This is a genomic window from Companilactobacillus kedongensis (assembly GCF_003946625.1).
In the GTDB taxonomy this organism is placed as follows: domain Bacteria; phylum Bacillota; class Bacilli; order Lactobacillales; family Lactobacillaceae; genus Companilactobacillus; species Companilactobacillus kedongensis.
In genome coordinates this window covers 62,671-88,892 of sequence record NZ_RHOR01000007.1, presented here as the reverse complement: position 1 = coordinate 88,892, position 26,222 = coordinate 62,671, and the positions used below count along the sequence as shown (strand labels likewise).

The 26,222-nt window shown below is 35.6% G+C and carries 26 protein-coding genes; 9 read left to right on the top strand and 17 right to left on the bottom strand.

The genetic code is table 11. The features are described 5' to 3' along the window. Positions 1–41: 41 nt before the first annotated feature. The 6 genes from EKM60_RS05970 to EKM60_RS05945 all read right to left on the bottom strand — a co-directional run bounded on the left by EKM60_RS05970 (position 42) and on the right by EKM60_RS05945 (position 6,131). Entirely contained in the window at positions 42–2,069 is a 2,028-nt protein-coding gene (locus tag EKM60_RS05970) for an SLAP domain-containing protein (protein ID WP_164508336.1), read from the bottom strand. Between the two features lie 97 nt (positions 2,070–2,166). Next, the gene (locus tag EKM60_RS05965) at positions 2,167–2,601 is read right to left on the bottom strand and encodes an Hsp20/alpha crystallin family protein (protein ID WP_125713462.1); all 435 of its coding nucleotides are present in this window, start codon (positions 2,599–2,601) and stop codon (positions 2,167–2,169) included. A 98-nt stretch (positions 2,602–2,699) separates the two neighbouring features. Further along, on the bottom strand, positions 2,700–3,362 hold the full coding sequence (locus tag EKM60_RS05960) for an ABC transporter permease (protein WP_125713460.1): 663 nt from the start codon (positions 3,360–3,362) through the stop codon (positions 2,700–2,702). Then, entirely contained in the window at positions 3,362–4,285 is a 924-nt protein-coding gene (locus tag EKM60_RS05955; protein WP_125713458.1) for an osmoprotectant ABC transporter substrate-binding protein, read from the bottom strand. Before EKM60_RS05955 ends, EKM60_RS05960 begins: the two co-directional genes overlap by 1 nt. Next, complete coding sequence (locus tag EKM60_RS05950) at positions 4,282–4,920, bottom strand: ABC transporter permease (RefSeq protein WP_125713456.1); 639 nt, start codon at positions 4,918–4,920, stop codon at positions 4,282–4,284. Before EKM60_RS05950 ends, EKM60_RS05955 begins: the two co-directional genes overlap by 4 nt. Next, positions 4,917–6,131 carry a betaine/proline/choline family ABC transporter ATP-binding protein gene (locus tag EKM60_RS05945; RefSeq protein ID WP_125713453.1) on the bottom strand — a complete coding sequence of 405 codons (1,215 nt, stop codon included), beginning with the start codon at positions 6,129–6,131 and terminating at the stop codon, positions 4,917–4,919. The genes EKM60_RS05950 and EKM60_RS05945 overlap by 4 nt, the downstream gene beginning before the upstream one ends. A 312-nt stretch (positions 6,132–6,443) precedes the next feature. Here EKM60_RS05945 and EKM60_RS05940 point away from each other — a divergent pair, with 312 nt between their 5' ends. Both EKM60_RS05940 and EKM60_RS05935 read left to right on the top strand, forming a co-directional pair. After that, positions 6,444–6,806 (top strand): DUF488 domain-containing protein, encoded by a 363-nt coding sequence (locus EKM60_RS05940; RefSeq protein WP_125713451.1) that lies wholly within the window; start codon positions 6,444–6,446, stop codon positions 6,804–6,806. A gap of 12 nt (positions 6,807–6,818) precedes the next feature. Then, positions 6,819–7,655, top strand: a complete 837-nt coding sequence (locus EKM60_RS05935; protein ID WP_125713449.1) for a helix-turn-helix transcriptional regulator — start codon at positions 6,819–6,821, stop codon at positions 7,653–7,655. A gap of 593 nt (positions 7,656–8,248) precedes the next feature. On the opposite strand, the gene EKM60_RS05930 is transcribed toward EKM60_RS05935, so the two are convergent. Together EKM60_RS05930 and EKM60_RS05925 are read right to left on the bottom strand one after the other, a co-directional pair. Further along, positions 8,249–9,013, bottom strand: coding sequence for a TerC family protein (locus EKM60_RS05930; protein ID WP_125713447.1), 765 nt, complete (start codon positions 9,011–9,013; stop codon positions 8,249–8,251). 159 nt (positions 9,014–9,172) lie between these two features. Continuing rightward, complete coding sequence (locus EKM60_RS05925) at positions 9,173–10,537, bottom strand: Nramp family divalent metal transporter (RefSeq protein ID WP_125713445.1); 1,365 nt, start codon at positions 10,535–10,537, stop codon at positions 9,173–9,175. 182 nt (positions 10,538–10,719) lie between these two features. On the opposite strand from EKM60_RS05925, the gene EKM60_RS05920 reads away from it, so the two are divergent. Next, positions 10,720–11,187: a hypothetical protein gene (locus tag EKM60_RS05920; RefSeq protein WP_125713443.1), complete on the top strand. Its 468-nt coding sequence runs from the start codon at positions 10,720–10,722 to the stop codon at positions 11,185–11,187. 42 nt (positions 11,188–11,229) lie between these two features. Here EKM60_RS05920 and EKM60_RS05915 read toward each other — a convergent pair whose 3' ends face one another. Both EKM60_RS05915 and EKM60_RS05910 read right to left on the bottom strand, forming a co-directional pair. Continuing rightward, positions 11,230–12,852: an ABC transporter permease gene (locus EKM60_RS05915; RefSeq protein WP_125713441.1), complete on the bottom strand. Its 1,623-nt coding sequence runs from the start codon at positions 12,850–12,852 to the stop codon at positions 11,230–11,232. Between the two features lie 5 nt (positions 12,853–12,857). Further along, the gene (locus tag EKM60_RS05910; protein WP_125713505.1) at positions 12,858–13,766 is read right to left on the bottom strand and encodes an ABC transporter ATP-binding protein; all 909 of its coding nucleotides are present in this window, start codon (positions 13,764–13,766) and stop codon (positions 12,858–12,860) included. 239 nt (positions 13,767–14,005) lie between these two features. Between EKM60_RS05910 and EKM60_RS05905 the strand changes: the two genes are divergently transcribed. Beyond that, positions 14,006–14,608: a TetR/AcrR family transcriptional regulator gene (locus tag EKM60_RS05905; RefSeq protein ID WP_125713439.1), complete on the top strand. Its 603-nt coding sequence runs from the start codon at positions 14,006–14,008 to the stop codon at positions 14,606–14,608. On the opposite strand, the gene EKM60_RS05900 is transcribed toward EKM60_RS05905, so the two are convergent. Both EKM60_RS05900 and EKM60_RS05895 read right to left on the bottom strand, forming a co-directional pair. After that, positions 14,570–15,229, bottom strand: a complete 660-nt coding sequence (locus EKM60_RS05900; RefSeq protein WP_125713437.1) for an endonuclease III domain-containing protein — start codon at positions 15,227–15,229, stop codon at positions 14,570–14,572. The genes EKM60_RS05905 and EKM60_RS05900 overlap by 39 nt on opposite strands. Before the next feature lie 924 nt (positions 15,230–16,153). Next, complete coding sequence (locus tag EKM60_RS05895; protein ID WP_125713435.1) at positions 16,154–18,481, bottom strand: ABC transporter ATP-binding protein/permease; 2,328 nt, start codon at positions 18,479–18,481, stop codon at positions 16,154–16,156. A 183-nt stretch (positions 18,482–18,664) separates the two neighbouring features. On the opposite strand from EKM60_RS05895, the gene EKM60_RS05890 reads away from it, so the two are divergent. The 4 genes from EKM60_RS05890 to EKM60_RS05875 all read left to right on the top strand — a co-directional run bounded on the left by EKM60_RS05890 (position 18,665) and on the right by EKM60_RS05875 (position 20,297). Beyond that, positions 18,665–19,210 (top strand): TetR/AcrR family transcriptional regulator, encoded by a 546-nt coding sequence (locus EKM60_RS05890; RefSeq protein WP_125713433.1) that lies wholly within the window; start codon positions 18,665–18,667, stop codon positions 19,208–19,210. A 95-nt stretch (positions 19,211–19,305) separates the two neighbouring features. Then, a complete protein-coding gene (locus EKM60_RS05885; RefSeq protein WP_125713431.1) occupies positions 19,306–19,584 on the top strand; it encodes a hypothetical protein in 279 nt (92 codons plus the stop codon). Between the two features lie 102 nt (positions 19,585–19,686). Continuing rightward, complete coding sequence (locus tag EKM60_RS05880) at positions 19,687–19,875, top strand: hypothetical protein (RefSeq protein ID WP_125713429.1); 189 nt, start codon at positions 19,687–19,689, stop codon at positions 19,873–19,875. A gap of 56 nt (positions 19,876–19,931) precedes the next feature. Continuing rightward, on the top strand, positions 19,932–20,297 hold the full coding sequence (locus EKM60_RS05875; RefSeq protein ID WP_125713427.1) for a VOC family protein: 366 nt from the start codon (positions 19,932–19,934) through the stop codon (positions 20,295–20,297). Positions 20,298–20,383: 86 nt separating this feature from the next. Here EKM60_RS05875 and cls read toward each other — a convergent pair whose 3' ends face one another. From cls to EKM60_RS05855, 4 genes are all read right to left on the bottom strand, one after another. Next, positions 20,384–21,877: a cardiolipin synthase gene (gene cls / locus EKM60_RS05870; RefSeq protein WP_125713425.1), complete on the bottom strand. Its 1,494-nt coding sequence runs from the start codon at positions 21,875–21,877 to the stop codon at positions 20,384–20,386. Between the two features lie 135 nt (positions 21,878–22,012). Beyond that, complete coding sequence (locus EKM60_RS05865; RefSeq protein ID WP_125713423.1) at positions 22,013–22,714, bottom strand: zinc metallopeptidase; 702 nt, start codon at positions 22,712–22,714, stop codon at positions 22,013–22,015. A 7-nt stretch (positions 22,715–22,721) separates the two neighbouring features. After that, on the bottom strand, positions 22,722–23,162 hold the full coding sequence (locus tag EKM60_RS05860) for a hypothetical protein (protein ID WP_125713421.1): 441 nt from the start codon (positions 23,160–23,162) through the stop codon (positions 22,722–22,724). 18 nt (positions 23,163–23,180) lie between these two features. Beyond that, positions 23,181–23,924, bottom strand: coding sequence for an alpha/beta hydrolase (locus EKM60_RS05855; RefSeq protein ID WP_125713419.1), 744 nt, complete (start codon positions 23,922–23,924; stop codon positions 23,181–23,183). Positions 23,925–23,993: 69 nt separating this feature from the next. Between EKM60_RS05855 and EKM60_RS05850 the strand changes: the two genes are divergently transcribed. Beyond that, positions 23,994–24,668, top strand: a complete 675-nt coding sequence (locus EKM60_RS05850; protein ID WP_125713417.1) for a ribonuclease H family protein — start codon at positions 23,994–23,996, stop codon at positions 24,666–24,668. Positions 24,669–25,145: 477 nt separating this feature from the next. On the opposite strand, the gene EKM60_RS05845 is transcribed toward EKM60_RS05850, so the two are convergent. After that, positions 25,146–26,114, bottom strand: coding sequence for a DUF1002 domain-containing protein (locus tag EKM60_RS05845; protein WP_125713415.1), 969 nt, complete (start codon positions 26,112–26,114; stop codon positions 25,146–25,148). Positions 26,115–26,222 lie beyond the last annotated feature (108 nt).

Sequence of the window (26,222 nt, the reverse complement as noted above, 5' to 3'; positions counted from 1 at the left end):
AAAAAGCCTATGAAATTTTTTTAGCTTCATAGGCCAAAGGATTAATTAACTTTTACAAATTGATTAGTTGAAACACGGTAGAAATATTCACCATTGATATTGGCGATACGGTCAATCTTATATGAACCAGCATTTAAAGTTTTACCGGTATCATTTCCATAGTCATCGTAAATGGTCGTACTATCCATTGCATTGAAATTATTGGATGTTGGTTTGTATAGATAAACACTATCTGAATTTACAAATTCGTTAGTTGAAACACGATAGTGTTTAGTACCAGAAAGGGTGATCGAACGATCAGATTTCCAGTCACTAGATGAACGTAGTCCACGATTACTTTCAACATTTTTGAAATTAACTAGTTTAGCATATTTATCGTGATGAACCGAAACGTAAGAGTTTCCATTTTCAAATGAATAAACATCATCAGCCTTCACCCAAGCGTCAGTTGAAACCCGATAATATGTAACACCATCGAGGACCATTTTCTTGTCGCTTCGCCAATCTGAGTTCTTTGCCAAGGCATAATCAGTTAATTGTTTACCATTAATGTCATATAGTGGAACGGTTTTGTCGCCAGTAGCGATGACTTGTTTATTGTCTGTAATTGTTCCTGTGTTGTTACTGCTGTTATTATTTCCAGAGTTACCGGAATCAGTTTTTTTGTAGACGGCATCGATAGAAACGGGTGTGGTATCTGAATCGGAATCAGTGTACATTTTTACTGTTTTGCTTGTGTTTTTCACTAGAGTAGTTTTAGTGGTCATAGAATTGTTGATGGCGGCTGATAAAATACCATTTAAATTTGTCGAAGTAATATTATTTTTCACTAAATAGTCTGACAGTGACATTTCGGCAGCTTTTCCAACTGTTATTTTTGAATTATCCAGATCTAATTCTTGTTCTGGGGTCTTGATATCAGAATACGTATATTCAGTGTAATTAACAGGGATGGTAAATGATTCATCTGATTTTATACTGCTACCGTCAGTGATATTAACAGATATTTTTGCAGGATTTAGTTGTTTTAGCTTTATGGGGATAGCTTTTGGATCGGTATCGTGATCAGGAATAGTAATTACATCACTGGAGCTTGACGTATTTCCAGATTGATAGCCCTTAAAATAGAGATTATTGTCTTCTGGAGTATAAGAATTCGGAAAGGCTGCAGCAATATCACTATTTTTAACCTTGGCACCTTCGTCAAATGATTTTGTACCCATGTTTTCGGAACTGCTTCCGTATAATATTTGAGTAGAATCACTAGCATCCACATATTGTAAGTACATTGAAGTTCTATAGCCTGTTTGCACCGGAACCCAAGTCTCAACATTAGTAGGCCTACTATTACCCACGCTGTTACTGTAAAGATTCATTAATTCCGTGGCTGTTTTAGATTCTGTATCTTCAGAACCTTCTTTTTTCCAATGTTCCCCCTTTATAGTTTCTCCAGTTGTTATTTGATCAGGTAATCCTGCATCTGAATCAGTCGTATTTGTAGTGTCTAAAACATTATTTGGACCTAGAGTTAAACTTTCTAATCCGGTATCGGATGCGAGCATATTTGATCTGCCGGAAACAATTGTTTTGGACATATCAAATCCTGAAATATCCAGTGAGTGTAACGAAGGATCCTTAGAAAACATGTTGCTAAAGTTAGTTGTATTAGAAGTATCTAGATTATTCATTCTCCTTATCGAGGTTAAGCTAGTGTATCCACTGAATAAACCAGACACTGAATCACTAGCAGTAACATTTCCGTAAAAAACTATTTGAGAGATATTGTTAGAATAGCTTTTCCAACTTGCGTTATTTAAGGACAGTTTTGTACATGATTTTATATGTAATATTAGATTATTGCTATTGCCGTTTATTTTGTACAAGGACCATACTGGATCTGTTGATTCCCAATCATTATCACCACTTGCAACAAGATCATCAGGATTTTCTTCAGCCGCAGTATCAGCTGCAGAAACATTAAGTGGGTGGTTAACCGCAATCACTCCACCAACTATTAGTGCGGAGAACAATAATAAATTTCTCCCTGTTTTATAAATTGTTTTTTTCACGTTAACCCCTTCTTTCATAATTACAGTATGAAAAGGATTATCGTGAATTACAACAATTTTCCACAAAAAAAGAAGCCGCTTTCACGACTTCTTAATATTAGTTAATTTCGATATGGTGTTCGGAATTTTTCTTTTGTTCCATTTTTGGAAGAACGACTTTTAAGACGCCATTATCATATGTAGCATTGATATTATTCTCATCAACTGCTGGTAAATGATATTGTCTTGTAAAACGACCGCTTGAGCGTTCGTTCATGATCATATCTCCGTTTTTATTTTCGTGATCATTGAAGCTATCACGATGTCCACTAATGGTTAAAGTGTTGTTTTGATAGTTAATATCAATGTTCTTTTTATCGAATGCTGGCATATCTACATGCAATTCGTAGTTCTTGTCAGATTCCTTAATATCTGTTTTGAGTGTGTCCGTTGTTCCTAGACTATCTCCAAAAAATGTTGGGAAATTGCTCCATTGATCATTGAACCAGTTTCTCATAATGTCATTAGGACGATCCATAATTTCGTTTGTCATATCTCTAATTACTTCCTTTCCTCATTACAAATACATTGTAGTACCTGGTGAGGGGATAATTCAAACATTTAGCACTCTAATCTGTCGAGTGCTAAAGATTACTTTTTATGGAGGTTATTTGGTTCAAAATATTTCTGTAATGAACCAATAACTAGGTCGGTAATGACAGCCATCAAAGCAGTTGGCAATGCACCGGCTAGGATAAGTGGGGCACCATCAGTAGCATTAGTACCACGAATAATAAGATCACCTAAACCACCAGCACCAACGAAGGCACCAATAGCAGTATTACCAATAGCCACAACCATGGCAGTTCTAATACCTGACATGATGACAGACATTGCCAAAGGTAGTTTGACCATATACAACAATTGTATCCCGGTCATTCCCATACCTTTAGCAGAGTCAATAATGTTAGGATCAACATTTTTCATACCGGTATAAGTATTTTTCAAAATCGGCAAAATAGAATAGAGAAAAATCGTCACAATAACTGTGTTGGCGCCAAGCCCTAGGGCCAGCATAACGATAGATAACATGGCCAATGAAGGGATGGTTTGGATAACATTAGCGACACTGATGATAAAATCACCCAAACGATAATGGTTGGCAATATAGATTCCTAAAGGAATACCAACAATAGCGGCTAACAAAACTCCGTAAAATGAAATAAGAAAATGACGACCGAATTGTTCTAAGATATAAAGTCCATTATGTGTGAAATAAAAAATTAATTGGTTCCACAACGGCTGATCAGCCATTATTTATCACCTCTGAAATAATTATTTTTAACTAAGAATTGATGAGCCACTTCTGTAGGCTCTTTTAAATTGTTATCAACTTGATAGTTCATGCTTTGCATTTGTGATAGTGATATTTGGCCATCAAGACGATGCAAGATCGGTTTAAGTTGAGGATGTTCACGCAAGATATTATTGTTTACAACCATGCTTACGTCATATGGTGGAAAGAATTTTTTATCATCTGGTAAAATCTTCAAATTATAACTCTTGATACGTCCATCGGTTGAATATCCTAAAACGGCTTCCATTTTTCCCGCGGATACGGCTGAATAAACTAATCCGATCTGCATTGGATAGACACGCTTGAATTCAAAACCATAAGCTTGCGCAAAAGCAGGGTAGCCATCATCAGGACGATTGATCCAAATGTTATCGGCACCAATATTTATTTTAGAAGCGATTTTTTTCATATCACTGATGTTGTTCAAGTGATATTTTTTAGCTGTTTTCTGAGTGACCAACATATTGTAAGTATTGGAAAATCCATATGTTGGGAACCAAGTTTCATCAAAGCGTTTCTTGTAGAGCTTTGTGACTACGCGATTAGCTTTGGTTCGATCCTTGATTGCAGGGTGGTGTAAGGTAGTGATCAATTCATTACCAGTAAAATTTTCCGCCGCAATATCAGCGTCACCACGCATCAAGGCTTCGTGGATCAGTTGTCCAGATCCAAGGTTATTGACTAGAGCAGTTTTATAATTAGTTTCATGTGAGATCAATTGCATAATGATCTCAGACATGATCATTGATTCAGTAGTTGAAAGACTGGCAACTTTAATGGTGTTCTTAGAAGAATCACCAAGTCCTGGCCAGCCGCAACCTGAAACGGTCAGCAGTGTTAAGAGTGAAATGATGGTAAAGATTTTTTTGAAGAATTTCACTTTTTCACCCCACTTTTCGTAACGGGAGTAACTTTTTTCTCAAATTTTCCTAAGAGATAATCAGTTAAAATGGCCAAAATTGAAACGGGAATCGTACCACCAATGATTAAGGCTGGATTGTACAAATTTAAACCATTAAAGATAAAGTCACCAAGCCCACCGGCTCCAATATAGGAAGCTAGAGTAGACCAAGAGATAACATAAACGGCTGATAGTCTAATACCCGCCATAATGATCGGCATTGCCATCGGTATTTCGACTTTAAAAATCGATTGTGCGGTGGTCATTCCTAGTCCTTTGGCAGCGTCGATCAAGTTTTTATTGACCTTGTTCATACCAATATATGTATTACGTAAAATTGGTAATAATGAATATATAAATAATGCCACGATAGCAGGCAACTTACCGATACCAAAAATTGGGATCATTAAAGTAAGTAGTGCTAAGGAAGGAATTGTTTGTAACATACTCGAGATTGACATCACGTATTTGGCAGTTTTTTCGTATCTTGTCAAAATGATGCCGAGAGGAACAGCGACTAGAATTCCTAGGAATAAAGCTAGAGCTGAAATATAAATTTGCTCCCAAGTTTTGATGATTAGTTCAGAACCATGTTGGTTGAGAAAGTTAATCACGATTTATCACTTCCCTTAGCAATTGAAGCGGGAAGCTTAATTTCATCAGGGTTATCTAGCTCTTCTTTACCCCAAATAGCATCATAAATAATATTTACTAATGATGCTCTTGTAACAGTTCCAATTAGATAATTATCTTTATCGACGATCGGAACGTATTTATAACCTTGTTTAAGGATTTTTTCACTAGTATCTCGTAAGTACGAATCTTTTTTGAACTTCATTCTAGTTCGATTGTAGATGTCACTGACACTAGCATCTTTTGAATATCTTTCGTTGATCGTTTCTAGATCAATATAACCTTTTAGTTTATTGTCATCATCAGTTACCAAAAGATAATCAACGTGACGCAAACTCATTGTTCTAATAGCCTCAGCTAGGGATTTCCCAAGTGTTATCTTAGCGGGGTTAGTCGACATGATATCACTTACTGAGAGGGTATTTTGTTGAGCTTGCAACAGACGTTCTTCACCTAACAAATCTTTGACAAAGTCGTTTGCTGGGTGTTGCAGAATATTATCCGGCGTATCATCTTGAATTACATGTCCGCTATCCATAATGACAATATGTGTAGCCAACTTTAGGGCCTCATCCATATCGTGGGTAACGAAGACGATCGTCTTACCAAGTTCTTCTTGAAGATGTTTGATCAATTCCTGCAAATCATCACGAGTGATCGGATCTAGTGCTCCGAAGGGCTCATCCATCAAAATCAAATCTTGATCAGCGGCGAGGGCTCGGACAACGCCGATTCTTTGTTGCTGTCCACCAGATAGTTCAGCTGGATAACGATCCAGAAAACTTTCTGGCAAGTCAGCTAGCTTGATCAGTTCGTGAGCTTTTTTATCCATTTTTTCTTGTGGCCATTTGAGAAGTTTAGGGACCAGCGTAATATTTTCTTGAATCGTCATGTGGGGCATCAATCCGTTGTTTTGAATTACGTATCCGATAGTACGTCTAAGTTTAACGGGATCGTAATGTCTGATATTGTGTCCCTTGAATGTGATCTTCCCTTTACTAGGATCAATCATTCGATTTATCATTCGCATGGTGGTAGTTTTACCAGAACCAGATGTTCCAATGAAACAAACAAATTCTCCTTCTTTGATAGTTACATTGATGTTTTCAACACCAACAGAACCGCCACGATATTTCTTTGCTACATTTCTAAACGAAACTATTTCTTGAGCAGTATCTTTAGCAGTAGACATAAAACCTCCTATAAAATTTAACAACATCTGCTATGATACAATTATAGGAACATTAATTCAAAAGGCTTTCGGGCTAAATGAAACACTGAACGGCGCTAAACGTATATATGATAAGGGAACACCCGAATAGGACAAATTTTAGTTAATTTTGAAATAACATTTGGTTACCCTAAAAAGAAAATTTGTTTAGAAATTATGATCAAAAAGTTAAAGCCCTTTCATTATTTTCAGAAAGGGCAGAGATCACAAAAATATCAATATATACTATGATATAATTATCACTGATTAAATCAAAAGAGGCCTAAAATAATTATGCACGAATTATTAGTTAGACGTATATATGATAAAGAATTACCCGCTGGATACAGGATCTTAATTGATCGTGTATGGCCTAGAGGGATGTCAAAAGTTAGAGCTAGTTTGGATATTTGGGCTAAAGAAATTGCCCCAACGTCTGAACTTAGAAAATGGTTTGGTCATGATCCAGAAAAATTTACTGAATTTAAAGAAAAGTACTTAGCAGAATTAGACGCTAATGAAAATACTGATAAATTCATAAATGAAGTTAAATCAGCCCTTAAAGATCAGGATGTTTTGATACTTTATGGTGCTAAAGATCAAGAAAATAACAACGCTAGAGTACTAATAGAATATTTAAAGAAGAAAATAAAATAGTCGGTGAATATTATGGAAGAATTTGATCTGAATGCTTTACTTTCGAGTAAGGAAAAGATGCTAATTCGGTTGCTGCAGAGTTACGCAATATCCAATAATATTGTCATTTGTATTTTAGATAATAATTCCTTAGTTGTAAAAACTGTTGGCGATACTAGTGGTAGTGATGTTTTACCACTGTTGAACGAAAAGTTTAATTTATCTAATATTAAAAGTCATAAACTTCTTTACCACATTGAATATGCTGATCGTCCAATTATGATCAATGAGATCAATCAAATAGTTGGAAAGGTCGCAGCTATTTTTCCAGTTAATACGACTGGCAAAGATAATGTTTTGATTTATAACGAATTAAAACGACATTGTGTTTTTCTGAAGAATCTCATTGAAAATGTATCACAGTTGATTATCGATAATTCGGGGATCGACTCTTTTATTATGAAATATCCACTCAAGGTAGAGGATATTATCGATGGACTTGATGAGAATGAAGCCACAGCTTTACAACAACTAAGTAATTTATCTACATCTAATGAAGCAATTATTTCAGCAATTGAATTTATTGATAACAATTTAGATAAGAGATTGACGCTTGATCGAGTAGCTAAGAGCGTCTATTTGTCAGATTTTTATTTTAGCAAGCTTTTCAAAAAAGAAACCAAACTTAGCTTTTCAGTTTATTTGAATGCTAGAAAAATTCAACAGGCGATGTTGCTTTTGAAGGAAACTGATTTGAGCATTAATGATGTTTCTAAGCGTTTAGGTTTTCGTAGAATGAGTTATTTCAGTCAAACTTTCAAGAAGTATACCGGGGTTGCACCTTCTCGATTTAGAAATAAGAAGAATTAGATGTAGTCTTTTTTCCTCCGGCTATGTTTCATTGAGTATAAAATATTAATAATGCAATTATATTAATCGGTGAGTTTTCAATGTTATTGAAAATTTGTCGTTTATTTTTTTGTTTTTTTAAAGATTTAAATTTGGGGGATTCCGCCACTGAAATTAAAAAATTTTGACTGCTGTGGGGACCGACGAAAATCGAGGTCTTTCGTCTCGATTTTGAACTTCGCAAAGAACGCGAATTTCAAAACTCGTCCCATGGTGTAAGAGCTAACGCTCTAACACCATATTCACAGCTGTCAAAATTTCTTAATTTCAGTGGCTAATTAGTAGTTATATTTGATGTTTAAAGTTGCTTGTATTTATAAGGCCATATAAAAAACTCTTGAACCGGGAAATATATCCAGATTCAAGAGCTCTATTTATAGTTAAATTATATCTAGCCGAAGGTTTCGAGTAATGGAATCAGTTGTGCTAGTGGAGTTTTACTCCACTGACGATTCTGAGATTTGTGTAAGCAAAGCTCAAAATCGAGACCCCAGACCTTGGCTTGGGTCGGTCGCATAACAGGTGGAATTACTCGAAACCGTAGGCGACCAGTTTTAGTTTTTTTGCTTTTTGTTGTTATTAATATAGTGGATTATCAAAGTAACAATAATAGCACCAACTAAGAAAACGACGAAGACCATATTTGGAATATGGATGTTGATCATTGGAATTGATAAGAATAGCTTAATGGCAATAAACAGGATCAGAACATAAGCCATACCCTGCAATTCGGGAATTTTACCCATTAGTCCCATAATTACTTCAGCGATACCTCTCATGGCTAAAATACCGATCATACCACCAATAAGTACGATGACAGGATTATGAGAAATAGCTAGAGAAGCCAGTACGGAATCAATTGAGAAAACAATATCCATTAATTCGATCGAGATAACGACTTGCCAAAATAGTGAAATATGGAGATGCTTTCTCCAACCTTTAGGGGCAGGTTTTTTCTTAGGCACTTCGGATTCATTCTTATTCTTATCCAAAAAGAAGTGTTTTATGAACAAGTAGAATAAGTATAGAGCACCAAAGGCTTTGATAGCCCAAAAGTTAATTAAGTAAACACCAATACCAATTACTAGAAATCTAAAAATATAAGCACCGATCAGACCATAAAAAAGAGATTTTTCTTGGTCTTTTTTATCTGGTAAGGTTTGCGTTTGGGCTGCTAAAACAACGGCATTATCAACGGACAAGATACATTCCATGATGACCAACGAAAAGATGATCAGCCAATCCTCACCTGACTCAATAACGGTTGCCCAGTTATGTAAGTCAAAGAATGGTGCATACATATTAATAATTGCATTCAATCAGAACATTTCCTCACTTTATGTTTTTATCATTGAAGACATATAATACACAAATTTCTCTGAAATGTATAGCTTCAATGATTTATTCGCTATTTTCATTTTACTAGATATATCGGTTAAATAATACAGAAAATAAAAAAAGCCGCCGATTGGCAGCTTTTAAACAGCGGGTACGAATGTAGTATAAATCAACCAGATGTTTAGAATAGTCAGGATAACGGCTATTAAATAACCGATCCATTTAATAGTTTTATTATTGGCAAATTTACCCATAAGTTCTTTACTACTGGAGTATTTGATCAGTGGGAAAATTGAGAATGGTAAAGCAACACTCAAGAATACTTGTGAAAATGTCAAAAGTGATTCGATCTTAGCTTCGTTACCATTATAGATAACGGCGAAAGCGATAACTGGAATAATTGATAGTAAACGTGTGATAACACGTCTTGCCCAAAGCTTCATCTTCATATGGACGAAACCTTCCATAACTATCTGACCGGATAGAGTTCCTGTAATTGTAGAGTTTTGACCAGATGCCAGTAAGGCAATGGCAAACAATGTACTTAGAAGTGGACTTGCTACAGCTCCGGCAATCTTTGGATCTTGTAAAGCGTTAAATAGATCAACGAAACGGCCGAGGTCACTCTTAGTACCATAAAATAAAGCAGCTCCTAAAAGTAAGAGCAATGTATTAACAATAAAAGCTAATGTTAATTGAATATTTGAATCCCAAGTCGAGAAACGAACAGCCTTTTTAACACTCTTATAATCGTTACGATCATATTTTCTTGCCTGTGAAATCGAAGAATGCAGGTAAAGGTTGTGCGGCATAACGGTGGCACCAACAATACCTAAGGAAATATAAAGCATACTTTGATTTTGTAAAATAACAGGATCTGGAACAAATCCAACGACCATTTGTCCCATGTTAGGTTGTGCCAAGACTACTTCATATAAGAAGACAGCCAGAATTACCATGATCAAAGCAGCTACGATTGCTTCAATTTTTCTAAATCCTAATTTCATTAGTATCAATAATAATAGAACGTCAAAAGCGGTAATGATAACACCCCAGAGTATAGGGATATTGAAGAGCAATTTCAGGGCGATCGCTGAACCGATGATCTCGGCTATATCAGTTGCCATAATTGCTAATTCGGTGACGATCCAAAGAATAAATCCCACACCTTTACTAGTATTATCTCTAGTTAGTTGAGCTAAATCACGACCAGTAACAATTCCTAATTTTGCCGCCATATATTGTAATAGCATAGCAATCAAACTGGATATTAGAATAACTGATAACAGTTTGTATTTAAATTGTGCACCACCCGCGATGGATGTGACCCAGTTACCTGGATCCATATAACCGACAGCGACCAGAGCCCCAGGGCCGCTATAAGCTAGTAATGTTTTGAAAAAGCCAGCATCATTTGGAACTTCAACAGTATCATTGATTTCTTCAAGTGAAGGACCATTTGCGTAGTGAATCAGGCTCTCATGTTTCTTGTTATTATCTTTCAAGCCTCGCTACCTCCTAATTAATCTTTAAACATGATAACATGGAATTATCTGATTTTAAACAAATTAAAAAATAAAATTAGGCTGGCTTAACAACTATCAAAATACTTATATAATAAAGGGCGTCGAATGATTTGTATTAAGCATGATAGTCATTTACAATTATTAGAAAGGGGATGAAAACCATGAATATAATAATTGTAGTTATCGATATAATGTTCTTCGTGAGTGCAGTATATAACATTTACTGGCAATCACAGATTGAAATCCGTTCGATCTATAAGATATCAACATTGATCTTTGCAGTCGTAATGGGTGCTTGGTTATTGTTCTCACCAACCAACCAGTTGGCTTATATCGTTATGGTAGCCGAATTTTTGACGTTGACCATCATGAATGGTGTTGGCGGCATCGGTAATAGTAAGATTATTTTAAATGGATTCTATTCTGGTGTTCTAGATTACTCTCGAATAATTCATGTAACCCTTATACCAATAGAGATTACTGGTAAGAAACCTAAGGTTGCGGTAGTTTTTAATACTAACCGCCCTCAGCAAATTCAGATGAGTTTTAATAAATCTTATAAAGATATTGAAAATTATTTAAGCGATAAACTGAATAGTGGCGTTGAAATGGAAATAGGTCAAATTTAAAGACGAAAAGAGCTCTGAGAAAAAATTCTCAGAGCTCTTTTTTTAATTGGCACTGTTTAAGTCACGAATGTGATATCCAATATATCCCAAGATGATTAGTATTGCAGCAAGTGCTAGTTGCCACCAAAGGGTTTCAATATCTAGTTGATGAACCGGAACTTTATTTATGTAACCAAATGGTGTGAGCTTGGAAATCCATTTTGGTAAGTCGATCAACTTGCCAAAGTATTCTACAAATAGTGCAAAGCCTGCGTAGAGATAGCCGATAACTGATATTTTTGGAATCCAACCAATAATAAAGGCTGATATTCCCAGCATTATCATGACGGGTGAAATATAAGCATAAAATCCACGTAGGAAGACTGATAATTCAATTGGATGCTTCATAACAGAAGCACCACCTAATTGAAGTCCCCACATACCAGCAAGTAGAGCTATTAAACTAGTCAAGGAGCCTAATATCAGAACACTGGTGAACAAGTAAGTACGACTGACGGGTTTTGAATGAATCAGTTCTAGATAGCCTTTATTTTCACCGGTTTTAAGGTAATTTATGATCTGCATACCAGGGAATAGTGCCAGAACACCAAAGACAATCATTAATAAGGCAACAAATTGCTTAATGATCAAAACATTAGCCTTATGGACAGCAGCCGTACCAACCAATTGTTTCATAGCGGGATTGGTTTTGAGAATATCTCCGATAGTATTGAAGATAGAACCATAGGTGAAACCTAAAACCAGCAATCCAATAACCCAAACAATAATGGTAGTCCGGTGTAATCTCCAAAACAAACTTAATGGACCGCGTAAAAAGATTGTAGCTTTAGCGCGTCCAGGTTTAGTGGCTATGATTCCTGATCCAATATCACGATGATTATTGATCCATAACGCCGCTACAGAAAGAATCAAAGAAAGTCCCAACATTAAGAATACAGGAGTCCAATTGTTATCTTGGTAAGTGGAGAATTTCTCGACCCAGCCAAATGGGACATACCAAGTGGCTTTAGGGTGAGAAACGTCGGTAGTCATTCGAGCTATATACATAAGTCCCAAAATAACGTAAGACCAGATAGTTACTGAACGAGAATTGTCGACTAATTGTGCTAAAAAGGCAGCGATGGCAGCATACATAAATCCGGCTGCTCCCAGACCTAATCCTAATAAGAAGTTACCATTAGTATCGGTACCGGCTAAATCAGCAACTTGTAATCCAACACCGTATAGTAGACCAATCAACAGATTAATAATGAATAATTCAATTAAAGAAGCAGACAGATTAGATAATTTTCCGACTGAGTGTGATTGAATAATTTCTAGTAATCCAGAGTCTTCTTCACCACGGGTATTTTTAATAATAATAGAAAAATTCATAACTGCGGCAATAATAGCCATGAAAACAGTCATTTCACCGGCAAAGACGTCCGCGGTATTGTAAGGACCGCTACCAGGTAATTTACCAAACAATGACACCATCGAAGGTGATTTCAAGGTTTTGACGATTTCATTGATCGAAGCTTGAGAATCATAAATAGTAGTAAATTTAGCGGCTACTGCTCCAAATAAGACCACTAGTAGTCCGGACCAAATGGTTAATTTCAGCCAATCACGTTTTAAACTGAAACGTGTTAAGAAGAAGGTTTGATGAAAATTACGATTTTCCATAATAGCTATCTCCCTTCATTTGAGTTGTAGTATCTCATGAATAGATCTTCCAAAGTTGGAGGAGTAGATTGAAGTGAAACTATCTTTTTGCTGGATAGATAATCCATAACTGAACTCATTTGATCTGAGTCGACTGAGAAAGTAGTTAATCCATTTGATCCCAAAACTATATTGTGAACTCCATCGAGACCTTTTAGTTCAGTTGTTGGTTCCATAGTTTGAAATTGGATAACAGTTCTAGTCAAATGTCTCATGTCAGAAAGAGAACCCGTTTCAACAATCTCTCCGTCACGAATAATACCGATACGATCACACATTTTTTCAACTTCTGAAAGAATATGACTGGAGAGAAGAACTGCTTTGCCAGCCTGCTTTAGTTCTAAGACTGACTTTTGAAAAATTTCTTCGTTCAAAGGATCAAGTCCAGAAGTTGGTTCATCAAAAATGTAGAAGTCAGCATCCGTTGAGAAAGCAGCGACTAAAGCTACTTTCTGACGATTACCTTTTGAATATGTTCGAGCTTTCTTAGTAGTATCTAACTGGAATCTTTTAATCATTTCATCAGTTTTTGCTGAATGTTTAGTGTTGCCTAATTTCAAAAATAAACCGATGATTTCTCCACCAGTCAAATTAGGCCATAAGTAGACGTCCCCCGGTACGTAGGCCAATTTTTTATGAATAGAAACGGAGTCTTTGTATACATCTTTGCCAAATAATGTAGCAGTACCACCGGATGCACGTAAAATTCCTAGAAGAGTTCGGATAGTGGTTGATTTACCAGCCCCATTGGGTCCGATAAAGCCGAATATTTCTCCGGGATAAACATCGAAAGTGACATTTTTTAAAGCTTGAAACTTACCAAATCTTTTTTGTAGATGATCAATATGTAAAATTGCGTTATTTTCTTGTGCCATCATGATAATCCCCTTTACATAGATTCAAATTTATAAGCAATAAACTTGAATTTTTAATAATAAGATGAAATATTTTTCTTTAATAGTTCATTTATCAAAGAGTATATTAGATGTGCGGATAGTGGGTGTCAACCTTTAAAATAAGGCAAAATGAACTATTTTGGTGTTTAAAAATAAGTATATTGATGTACTAATACAAAAAGTGAAATATGTAGAGAAAATAATTTCTGGAGGGAATCATGACAAACAATCAAAAACGTAAAAAGAATAAGAAAAATGACATTTTAGCTGCTGCTACAAAAGTATTTATTACAAATGGATACAAAAATACCTCCGTTGCTCAAATAGCAAAGGAGGCACATTCATCGCAAGTGACTTTATATAAGTATTTCCCCAGTAAAATTGAATTGGCTCGAGAAGTCATGATCAAGATGATCGTAGACGGTTATGCAGGATACGACAGACAGCTTGAAAAATCTAATCTTAATTTTAAAGAAAAGGTTGAAGGAATTTTAGATTTTGGAAGTAATGAAGTAGAAGCAATAAATCAGGATTTTATGAACTTTATGATCGATGAATTTCAGGCAGCGAATGGTGATGATCGAGTTATGAAGGCTTATGATGCTGGTAAGGAAAGCTTTTGGGGCAAGATTCTCAAACAGGGTCGAGCTGAAGGGATGATCAGTGATGATATTCAGGATGAAATAGTTATGATGTATGTCGATATGATCTTAACGTATTTCATGAATCCGGCCACAGCTAGAAAGACTAAGAATCTTGTTACCAAGAAGTATTCTAACGGATTAGCGCGTATTTTCTTTTACGGTATCATGGGAAAATGATGTTGGTAGGATTAACTGATAGTCTCTGAAGAAGTCGCTCTTGAGTTTACCGAATTCATCTATCAAGGCATGAAACTCGCCAGCTTCATCAGGAGTATAGTTGAAGTCGGATTCAACAACTTTCTTTAATTGCATATACGTTGGCTTAGTGTCAAAAGCATTTAGAGTTTTGAAAAGTTTCATGCAGTAATTGTCTGCCACAAAAGTAGAACGGTGAAAGTAATATAGAAGTAAAACATCAGCCGTTTCATTACCAATGCCTTTTAGAAATAAGAGCTTCTTACGTAATTTATCAGTAGGTAGTTTGGACCAGTCGTTAAAATGATCTCGATAGGCAGTTAGTAGCGATTGTAGGTAAATTGATTTATTTCTGAAGAATCCACTAGGCTGAATTAAATCCCTCAATTCATCTAAAGGTAGAGCCAGTAATTTATCTAGGTTAAAATTTGTCTTTTTGCGTAAATTATCTAGTGATTTATCAACATTTTTCCAATTAGTATTTTGGATTAATACCATTCCGACTAGCATTTCCTCAATACTATTAGTAGGCCACCAATTTTGACGACCTAATTGTCTACTTAATATTTCAAAAAGTTCTCTGATCGTTATTTCTTTTTTCAAATTATTCCCTCCAAGATACCTTTATTATCATATAAGTAGGAGAAAAAGTGTTGTAATGTCATCTTTGATTATTGTATTTGTTTGATAGATTGGTTATTATTATAAATGAAAAGTAGTCATCGGTATGCAGACCGGTGACTACAAACGCAAGCTGAATGATTTTTTGGGTAGCTAGTCCTTACGGACTAGCTTTTTTAATATCCGCATATCCTTAGCATAGTTTAAATATGCCAAGGATAATATCCAGATAGATACGGCTATATCAACCGCAAGAGAACCCTCCATCATACAAAATTGTCATAATATCACCTCCGCTTGCTGATTAATTGAAGGGTGATTATCATTCCAAATCTTGCTAGGTTAAACGAATAAGAAGCTATCTTATTTGTTTAACTGTAGTTATTATTATGAGTATAAATTAGTATAGTATCAAGAACTTACGTTCGATAAACGTGGACGAGATGCCACGTACTAAAACTTGTAATTTAGATGTTGATTGGTTATGCTTATAAATGAAAAGTAGCCACCGGTGTCGGATACCGATGACTACAAACGCAAGTGAATGACTATTCTGTGAAAGCTAGTCCTTTGGGGCTAGCTTTTTTAGTATCTTGGTTGCCTTAGCATAGTTCAAATATGCTAAGGACAATACCCAGATAGTCACAGCAATGTTCACTGTGTTTCCACCTTTCGTCAAATCAATTTTCATGACACCACCTCCGCAAAGTGAAATAGTTGAAGGGTGGTATGTCATTCCAAATCTCGCTGAACCAAATTATTAAGAAGCTATCTTAATAATTTGACTGTAATAATAGTATGCGGATATTTGGGAAGCTAATCAAGAACATATGTTCAATTTTAGCTGACGAAATGTCACAAAAATAATGTAGAAAAAAACGATAACCAAACGGCTATCGTTTTTGTTTATTCAGATCTTAATGCAGTCGCAGCATCTTTTTTGGCAGCCATACGAGCTGGAATGTGTCCACCTAGTACAGTTAATATCGTACTTACTATGATCAAAATCAGAGCGTGAATTGGATTTAGTTGAGCGACGTTGCTCAAATCAGTCATACTCTTTAGAACAGCATTGATCGGGAAGGTTGCTAACCAAGCAATTACAACACCAAGTACACCGGAGGCTACACCAAGAATGGTAGTTTCGGCATCGAATACTCGTGTGATATCTTTCTTTCGAGCACCTAAGGCCTTCAAGATACCAATTTCTTTAGTACGTTCAAGGACAGAAGTATAAGTAATGATCGAAATCATAATCATACTTGTTACCAGAGAAATTCCGGCAAAGGCAATCAAGACATACGTTATAGCGTCCATTAATCCACCAGTTAGATTAGAAACTGACCCTGCTAAATCAGTGTAGATAACTTTATTGGCTTTACTCTTACCTTTATTGTATTTATCAAGGTAATTGAGTACCTTATCCTTATTATTAAAGGTATTTGGATAAATCATGATGCTTGAAGGTGTCTTTGAAGCACCTAAGTAACTTACTAAACCAGTTTTTGTAGTAGCATCGACAGTTTCACCCGTTATAACGTTACTTTTACTTGCTTTTTGAGCAGTGACAATATCAGAATTTTCATTTTGTTGGATGATATTCTTTGTTAATTGATCACTATAAGCGACACCAGAAGCTAAAATGTTTTCAGATGAACTAGATTTTACACGTAGGATACCTGAAACTTTTAGAGTTTTGTTGCTACTATTGTTGTACATAGATGAGTCAGCACTATTAGGAACGAAGTTTCCAGTTGGAAGTTTTTGATAGTAATTATTGTTGGAAACCACTTTTACTTGTGTACCGACTAATTTGTCAAAGTTTAGTTTCTGACCGTCTTTGACTGAGAAGCCAAGATTCTTTAAAGCATTGACGTTAGTTGAATTGTCTTTATCAACAATCAAAATAATGTCATTAGCACTAGTTGGCAGTGATCCGGAGATTACTTTGTAGTGCTTCTTTAAGAAGTTTTGACCACTTTTACCGCCGGGATAAACAGAACTACCGACACCGGTAGAAGTTGCCATGGCACTACTCATAGCACTAGCGGAATTAGCGTTACTGTCAGTGTTTGAAAACTTAACGGTTTTAACTTTTCCATTAACTTCACGTAATAAGTTCATACCAGTTGAGTAGGTATAAGTAATAGTTTTACTTAGTTTAGGGTCGATATTATCAACGTAATTCATATATTTTTTATTGATCTTATTAACATGAGTAGCTTTGTCCGCTTCACTTTTCTTAGCGGTAACTTTGTCAGATTTAGAAGTTTTCTTATCTTTGTTAGATGGAGGTGCTGTCTGATTTGAAGCAATTTGTGAGATTGTAATTGGGAACTGGGCCAAAGTATTAGATTGTGTTTTATCGATCTGTGTTTGGAATCCTGAAGATAGGGCTAAGACGATGGCGATACTGATGATACCAATACTTGATGCGAAGGCCGTAAGGAAGGTTCGAGCCTTTTTGGTCTTAATATTGGTAAATGACAGTTTTAATGCTGTCCAGAAGGTCATTTTAGTTTTCTTTAAATCAAATTTATCGTCACTTAGATCTTCTTGATAAGGGTTTGAATCGTGTTGAATTTTACCATCGGCAAATTCGATAATACGATTAGCATATTGTTTAGCCAAGTCAGGGTTATGTGTAACCATGATGACCAAACGTTCTTTAGATAATTCTTTGATCAATTCCATGATTTGGACACTAGTTTCAGTATCTAAAGCACCAGTTGGTTCATCGCAAAGTAATATTTCTGGATCATTGGCGATCGCACGGGCAATCGCAACACGTTGCATTTGACCACCGGATAATTGATTAGGTTTCTTATCCATATGTGGACCTAAGCCCACACGCTCCAAAGCTTTAATAGCTTTTTCTTTCTTTTCAGTGTTATCGACTCCACTAAGGGTCATTCCCATTTCAACGTTATCTAAAATACTCAAATGCCCGATAATGTTGTAACTTTGGAAAATAAAACCGACAGAATTATTACGATAGGCGTCCCAATCTGATTCGGAAAAGTCCTTAGTTGACTTACCTTTGATAACCAGATCACCTGAATCATAGATGTCTAATCCGCCGATACCGTTTAGCATGGTTGTTTTACCAGAACCACTAGGCCCTAGAATGGCAACGAATTCTTTGGTTCTAAATGATACTGAAACGTCATCTAAAGCTTTAGTTACAGAATCACCGACATAGAAATACTTCTTAATATGTTTTAATTCCAGCATTTAATTAATCCTTTTATTTAAAATTTGTAATGTTCAAAATTCAATTCTTTGTTAGAATGTCATTATTGCAACACCATGTTTCATATAATAATAATTTTGTATTTATAACGCAATCATCAATTTAAGACAATTTGTTTTTAAATGGACAGATTAAGTAAATGTGTTGAATCTATGGAGGAATCAATGGTAGGAGTTAAAAATAATCGACGTGCCCGTTACACGAAAAAAATGATTCAGGAAACCGTCCTAGATCTGTTGGAGGATAAGCCAATAAACAATATAACGGTGACAGAAGTTTGTCGTCAGGCTGATGTTAATCGAACGACTTTTTATCGTTATTACGATGATATTTATCAATGTGTTGATGATGTAGAAATGGATTTTTTAGAGTCAAGTGAGCCACCTAAAAAAATTCAACCGATGATTGCCTTAGAAGGGTTATTGACCGCTTTCTATAACGATAGAAAGTTGAGCAATCTAGTGTTTGTAGAAGGTAAAACTAGATTATTGGAAAAATTACAAGATGCAATGGATCAAAATGGCAAAGAGTTTATTGATCCTTATCAATCGGCTTATTTGATGGCAGGAATGCAGAGTATTATGAAACTCTGGGTTAAAAATGGGATGAGGGAAACTCCTCATGAGTTAACGCAAATAATTGTCAAAATAATTTTTGCTGATGATATTCAAAAAATGCGGGATTTTGCAATTCTCAATAATCCAGAATAGTTTGGATACGTTTTCCGAGTTTAATTCTTTATTTGAAAATTTTTTTTGTGGTAGGATATTATTCGTGCGCAAAAAATCAAATAGGGGGAAGACATATGCAAGAACTTATATTTGTTGCAGGATCATTGGGGATTTTGTTGCTCGAAAAGTATGTCTTAGCTAATAATTCAAACTTTTGGATCGGAGCAATTGTACCAATTATTTCTATTATATTTGTGATCTGGTTATTATCAACGGATCAGTTAAAGATAGATTTTTTGGATATTTTGGTAGCATTGATCTATATATCATTGAACTTTATTTTCTGGGGTCAGGGGCAGGACTTATATCATAGAAGAACTGTCAAAAAGGTAACCGATAGAATTTACGAATAACAGTTAAATTATTTGAATAATTAAATTTAAGGACACATAATAGCGGCAGATTTAGGAAAGTATTTCTTAAATCTATAAAATTCATGGAAAGAAGTCATGATAATGAAAACTGAAAAAAGAGATCGAATATATCTGATACTACTTGCATTGTTTATCATTGCGGGTATTATAGCGCTATTTGTTTATAAACCATTAGCAATTATCAGTTTCATTGCCGCCGCAATATCTTGTATCGCATACTTTTGGGATATCGTAGCTAAACATCACGGATACAAACATAAGATTAGTTAAAATAAAACTTAGGGTATACTCTTTGGAGTATATCTTTTTTTGTGGAGGAATTTATAATGTTAAAAAAATTTGAAGTGATGTTATATGTTCAAGATGTTTCCATTATTGGAGATTTTTTTGAGAAGACCTTGGATGCTAAAATTGTCAAAGAAACTAGTATGATCGATGGTAGTATTTCACTAAAATTGTCATTATTAGATCAAGTGGAAATCAATCTTTACACAGTATCCTTTGTTAAAAAGTATTCACCAATGGTTTCATTAGAAATGCCATCGTTGATGTTTGTTGTTGATGACATTGATCAAGTGCATGATCAAGTTGCCAAGTATGCCAAAGATATCAGTACAATTTCAGTTCAGGGTGGTCAAAAAGTATTTAGTTTTGCTGATCCTGAAGGGCATTATTTTGCAGTAGGAAACTAGAAATTATAAAAAATGAAAGTCAAAAAAAGTAGTTGTACCGCACTCGTTTAAAGTGTGGTACAACTACTTTTTTAGTACATTTGATCCTATAAGATAGGTGACAATAATCTAGAGAATCTTTGCTTAAAGTGCAACCATTTACCCTGACTCTTAATAACTTCAGGTGTGATCAAGAGGCTATCTTTCATATCTTTTTCAAAAGCCCGAGCAACTTTATGTGAAACTTTAGAATCATAGATAAAAGCGTTAGCCTCGAAGTTTAATGAGTAACTTCTGAAATCTTGATTCATTGAACCAACAGAACAGATTTTTTCATCAAAGACACTGGTTTTAGCATGCATGAAGCCCTTTTGATAACTGTATATTTTGATGCCATAACTAGTTAACAGATTAGCATAATACTGTGTGGCACGGTAAATAAAGGGATGATCCGGCATACAAGGAATCATGATCCTAACATCGACACCGGAACGGGCGGCAATTGTCAGTGCTGTAAACATTGGATCATCAGGCACCAAGTAAGGCGATTGAATCCAGACACTCTTTTTGGCACTGATAATCATATCAATAAAACCATCTTTCAAAATTTCTGAACGGCTATCTGGTCCATCGGTAACGATTTGAATTGGAATATTGTCTTCATTGTCAAAACGATTGGATGGAAAATACTTTTCTGAGAAGGAAAGTGCTTCCTCACTTTTCTCAATAGAAGCATTCCAATCTTGGAAAAAACGTTCCTGCAATAGTAGGGTAGCAACACCCTTGATACGTACATGTGTGTCGCGCCAATATCCAAATTTTTCAGTGACATTTACGTATTGATCACCAACGTTGAAACCGCCGGTCCAACCAATACATCCATCAACAACGACGATTTTTCTGTGTAAATGGTAGTTCAAACGCGTTTTGGCGATAACATTTTTGGATGTTATAAATTGCAATACTTCACCGCCAGCAGCCTGAAATTCTTTAAACCAGCTTTTACGAGTACCGTTCGATCCCCATGGATCGTATAGCAGCCTTACTTCGAGACCCTCTTGAGCTTTTTGCGTCAGTAACTTTAAGAATTTCTCACCGATATCACTCTTGATAAAGGCATAGTATTCGACATGAACGGTTTCTTTGGCATTACTGATATCGTTAAACATTTTTTCAAATTTTTCTCTCCCATCAAAGACAAGGTCGACATCGTTATGACGGGTTAATGGTGTTTCTTCGGTCTCATTGAAAAACTTGATTATATGTTCAGCGTAGCGAGTTTGATCGGATCGATTAGTAATTGCTTCAGTAGTTTGATTCTTAATGGCCAGTTGCCTTTTCCTCTCAGACAATTCCATTAATTTCAGTTGATCCAAACCAACGTGTTTTTGATTACTGATACTAAATATTTTTTCTTGAGCAATTCCACGACCAAAGAAGGCGTAAATTAGGAATCCTACAATTGGCAGTAGTGTCAATACTAAGATCCAAGCCCAAGTAGTAACGATATTTCTGGGTCTATGAAAAACGGTGATAAGTGCAGAAATAGTATTCAGCAATAGAATAATTAATATTAGCCAAATAATCCATACATCAATCATTATTTAATCCCCTCCATAATCATAGTAAAAAGTTTACTTCAAATTATGCGGAAAATCTAACTTTGAAGGTTACTTTATGAAAGAAATAATGATTCTAAATAAAAAACGATCCAGCCAACTGGCCAGATCGGTTTGTTATTCACGATTGTTTCCGAATATAAGAATTAATCTTAATAATTGTAAAGCAGTCGAAATTGCTGCCGCAACATAAGTTAAAGCTGCTGCAAATAGAACTTGTTTTACCATTGGGACTTCGTCATTTGTTAAGAGATCTCCAGAGCCTAAAATATCAACAGCTCTTCTAGATGCATTAAATTCGACCGGTAATGTAACTACTTGGAATAATACAACCAAAGCAAATAGCCAAATACCAATCGTTATCAGAAAGTGGTTCATTCCTAAGACCATTCCCAAAATGATCAAAGGGATCGAAGCATTAGAACCTAGATTGACCGCTGGAACGATAGCGGAGCGTACACGCATTGGCATGTAATTTTTTTGATCTTGAATTGCATGTCCGCATTCGTGCGCTGCAACACCTATCGCTGCGACAGAAGTAGAATCATAAGTTGACTCTGATAGATTTAAAGTTTTATTACCTGGATTATAATTGTCAGTTAATTCTCCCTGAATTTGCTTAATTTGAATATTGCTCAATCCTGCTTTATCCAAAATAAATCTAGCAGCCTCAGCAGCTGTAACGCCACGTTGACTAGGGTACTGGTCGTATTTGTTAAAATTATGCTTAACATACCATGATGCCCATAAACTGATTACTAGACCGATAATGATAAGAATAAAGGTAGGATCGAACAATCCGTATCCATATCCGCTCATAAATTAATTAGCTCCTCTTTAATTCCGGTTTATTCATATTATACCCATTTAATGTGAACTTTTTGAGAATACTTTCGTCTAGCTGATCAAAGTTAAGAGAATTGAGCTCCAATTGTTCATCAACGAAGATGAATAATCGGTCCGCAATTTCTGTTTTTTGATCATCAGGAAGATTTCTCATGATCATCTGTAATTTTGCTGACTTTTTGATCAAGTTCACTGAAGTAAAGCTGATCAGTGACACTATTTGGTCAGTATTCTTATTTTTTAAAAACCAGATAACACTTTTATTACGCATGATCTCTTTGGCTGAATTACTGATATATTCAGTTGTTTTAGGAATGTCCTCATCGATAAATTCGCTGACTTCTTTTAATTTAAAGTGAGTGGGAAATTCCCAAATAAAGTTTTTAGTAATAAATGGTCGATACGATTTTAGTTTTATCAAAATAATGAACTCTTTTCCTTACAGTTTGGTATATATGAATCCGTTCACCATTTTTAGAATACCAGAATCGTCATGCAATAACGAATGTTCCGCATTTGAACCGTTGACGGGATAGTCGATATATTCTTTAACGCGTGGTTCTAAAATATATTCGATCGATTTAACAGAGGTGACGGAAATGTATTTATCGCTATTAGAAAAATCCTCAACGTTACCGTAGATATTTAGAACCTTTAAATCTTTGGAAATGCTATTACGACCCAAGAATATTCTAAAATAAGTTGGACTCATGAATGCCGGACGACCATTATCCTTAATACGATTGACGTTTGGTAGGTCGCCCAATCCGATCACGCCATTGAATGGACCAGCAATTAAAACTAATTTTTTAAGTTTAGGAATGTAGGGATGAGATTTTTCTTTTAAGTTAACAAGAACCAGTGCCACCGCACCTAGAGAATGACCGATGGCGTCATAAGTGGCAAAGTTATGTTTTGTACGCAAGTCAAATAACAGCTTCGACATCCAATAAGAAATTTGATTGCTGCCGACCCATTTATTTTGGAAGACAACCTGAATGATCGGATGAAGATCGTCAGTCCAATTTCCCTCATAGGTTATTTTTCCTCGCCAGTTAATATTGGCCTTTAAGTATTGCTTTTTATTGTTAAATTTAAGTGCGGAATCGATCATTTTTTCCGTAGTATAATCCCCACCGCGAAAGCCGTGGATATAAAATACCGGCCATTGCTTATTTTCCATATGTTCACCCCAACAACTTAGTATTATATAATGAATCAGAATAAATATTAACCAAATGGAGAAAGATACGTGCAAAAATATTATGCAGTAAGACGTGGTAAGAAAACTGGTATCTATCGGACTTGGGCTGAATGTAAGGCACAAGTAGACGGCTTTACAGGTGCTAGGTACAAAAGTTTCCCAACTGAAACAGAAGCTAAAGAGTTTATGAATGGCAAAGATGAGTTTAAAAAATCTGCACCCAAAAAAGTAGTTAAGATAGAAGATTTTGAAGTTGTTGTGTACACCGATGGCGGTTCTCGTAATCATGGTAACGTTAAAGGAGGACATGTCAGAACCGATGATAAAGCAGCTTGGGCTTATCATATCAGTGTTGATAGCGAAACATTTGAAGGTACGGACGGTGAGTTTGGAGCTACAAATAATCGGATGGAAATTATGGCATTGATCGAAAGTATCAAACGATTGAATAAGCTGTCGTTGAATGATTGTAAAATAGTTTTTGTTTTGGATTCACAATATGTGCTTAATGCCATTAATAAAGGATGGCTGAATGGCTGGAAGCGTCGTGGATTTAAGAAAGCTGACGGAACAGCGCCGATAAATGTTGAATTGTGGCGTGAACTTGATAAATTATTACCTATTGTGACTGACAAGACTTTTGAGTGGACTAAAGGTCATGCTAATAATGTTGGTAATAATCGTGTTGATGCATTGTTGAATCAGACTATGGATCGGATGTAACTTGTTTTATGTCGCCAACGGTGATGAGTAATTCCACCTGTTGTGTGACCACCTTCAGACCTTGGCTGAAGGCTCGATTACAAGCTTTGCTTTCGCAAATCTTGTAATCGTCAGTGGAGTAAAACTCCACTTGCACAACTGGTTCCATTACTCATCGCCGTTGGCTCGATATGTTTAAGTGATGTATAAAATTGTTTTCTATAAAAAAGAGCTATATTCCATTGATTTTGGAATATAGCCTTTTTAAAATTCATTTTGAATATCAACTTACTATATATAGATGTAAATTTAGCCGAAGGGGGCGAGAAATTTGCCAGCGGTTAAAGTTGTGTTAGAAGGTTTCCTTCTTACACAACCGACGACTTTTTAGATTTGCGAAGCAAAACTTAAAAGCGAGATCCAAGATCATGGCTTGGACCGGTCGAACCGCAGGCAAACTTTCTCGCACCCGTAGGCGGAATAACTAGTCAAACAATTTTAGTTAAACAAACCTTGGAAGAATGAAACGATACTATCCCAGATTCTTTGTAAGAAGTTGCGATTTTCTTGTGTGTTTAGATTGTTGAAAATATTTTTGGCCTTACTTGTAATATCACTGCTTAACTTATTGGCTTGTTCCTTGAAGTTTGAATTCTTCAAAGCACCAGAATCTTTGATCTTAACCATTAAGTTGATGATTTCTTGTTTCTGGTTATCAGTGATGATATTTTGAAGGTTATTTTGTTGAAGATTATTATTAACGATCGTTGTGATTTGATTAACGGTAACGTTTGAACCTTTTTGAGCCATATCGGACTTCATACCGGCAATAGCATTGTTTAATTGTTTGTCAGTATATCCATCTGTACCTTTATTGGCGTCAGTAATATCACTTAAAACACCCATTTCGTTTTGAGCGGCGTTAACTTGACTTTGGTTCAATGAATCACCTGAACTGGCGTAGGCGGCATAGATACCGGCTAAAGCACCAGAACCATCGATCCTTGTTGCCGAAGTAACGTAGATATTTGCATCACTGATACCGGCAGTAATGGCCGCATTTCTGTATTGGTCAGCGGTAATTGTTGTGATGTTATTGCTTCCGTTGTAATCGACGATTTTAACGTTGATACCTGAACCTGATGAAGTTTTTTCGATCAAGGCTGATGACCAGACACCAGAACTACTTGTAAAAGAACTTCCGCTGGGATTCAAATATTTAACTAAAGTGTCACCAGTAACAGTAATTGTCTTATAATTACTGTTGTTGATTTGAGAAGACAAAGCATCTATTGTACCTTGCTTTTGGCTGTCAGTCAGCGACGTTCCTAAGGTCATAACAGGCTGGTCGTCTAAACTATCAGCTTTTACACTTTGGGCACTGAAAATTCCCAGTGTGATTAAAGATACTAAACTAAGTAAAACAATATTTAACTTTTTCAAGGCTAAATCCTCCTTACTCCACATTAAACCAAAAATATGTGAAAAATACGAGAACTTAGTAAGAATTTTTACCGTGGTGGAGTTTGAAAATAGTCACTAAAACCGTTTTGTGGTATTCTATAGGTTCTAGGA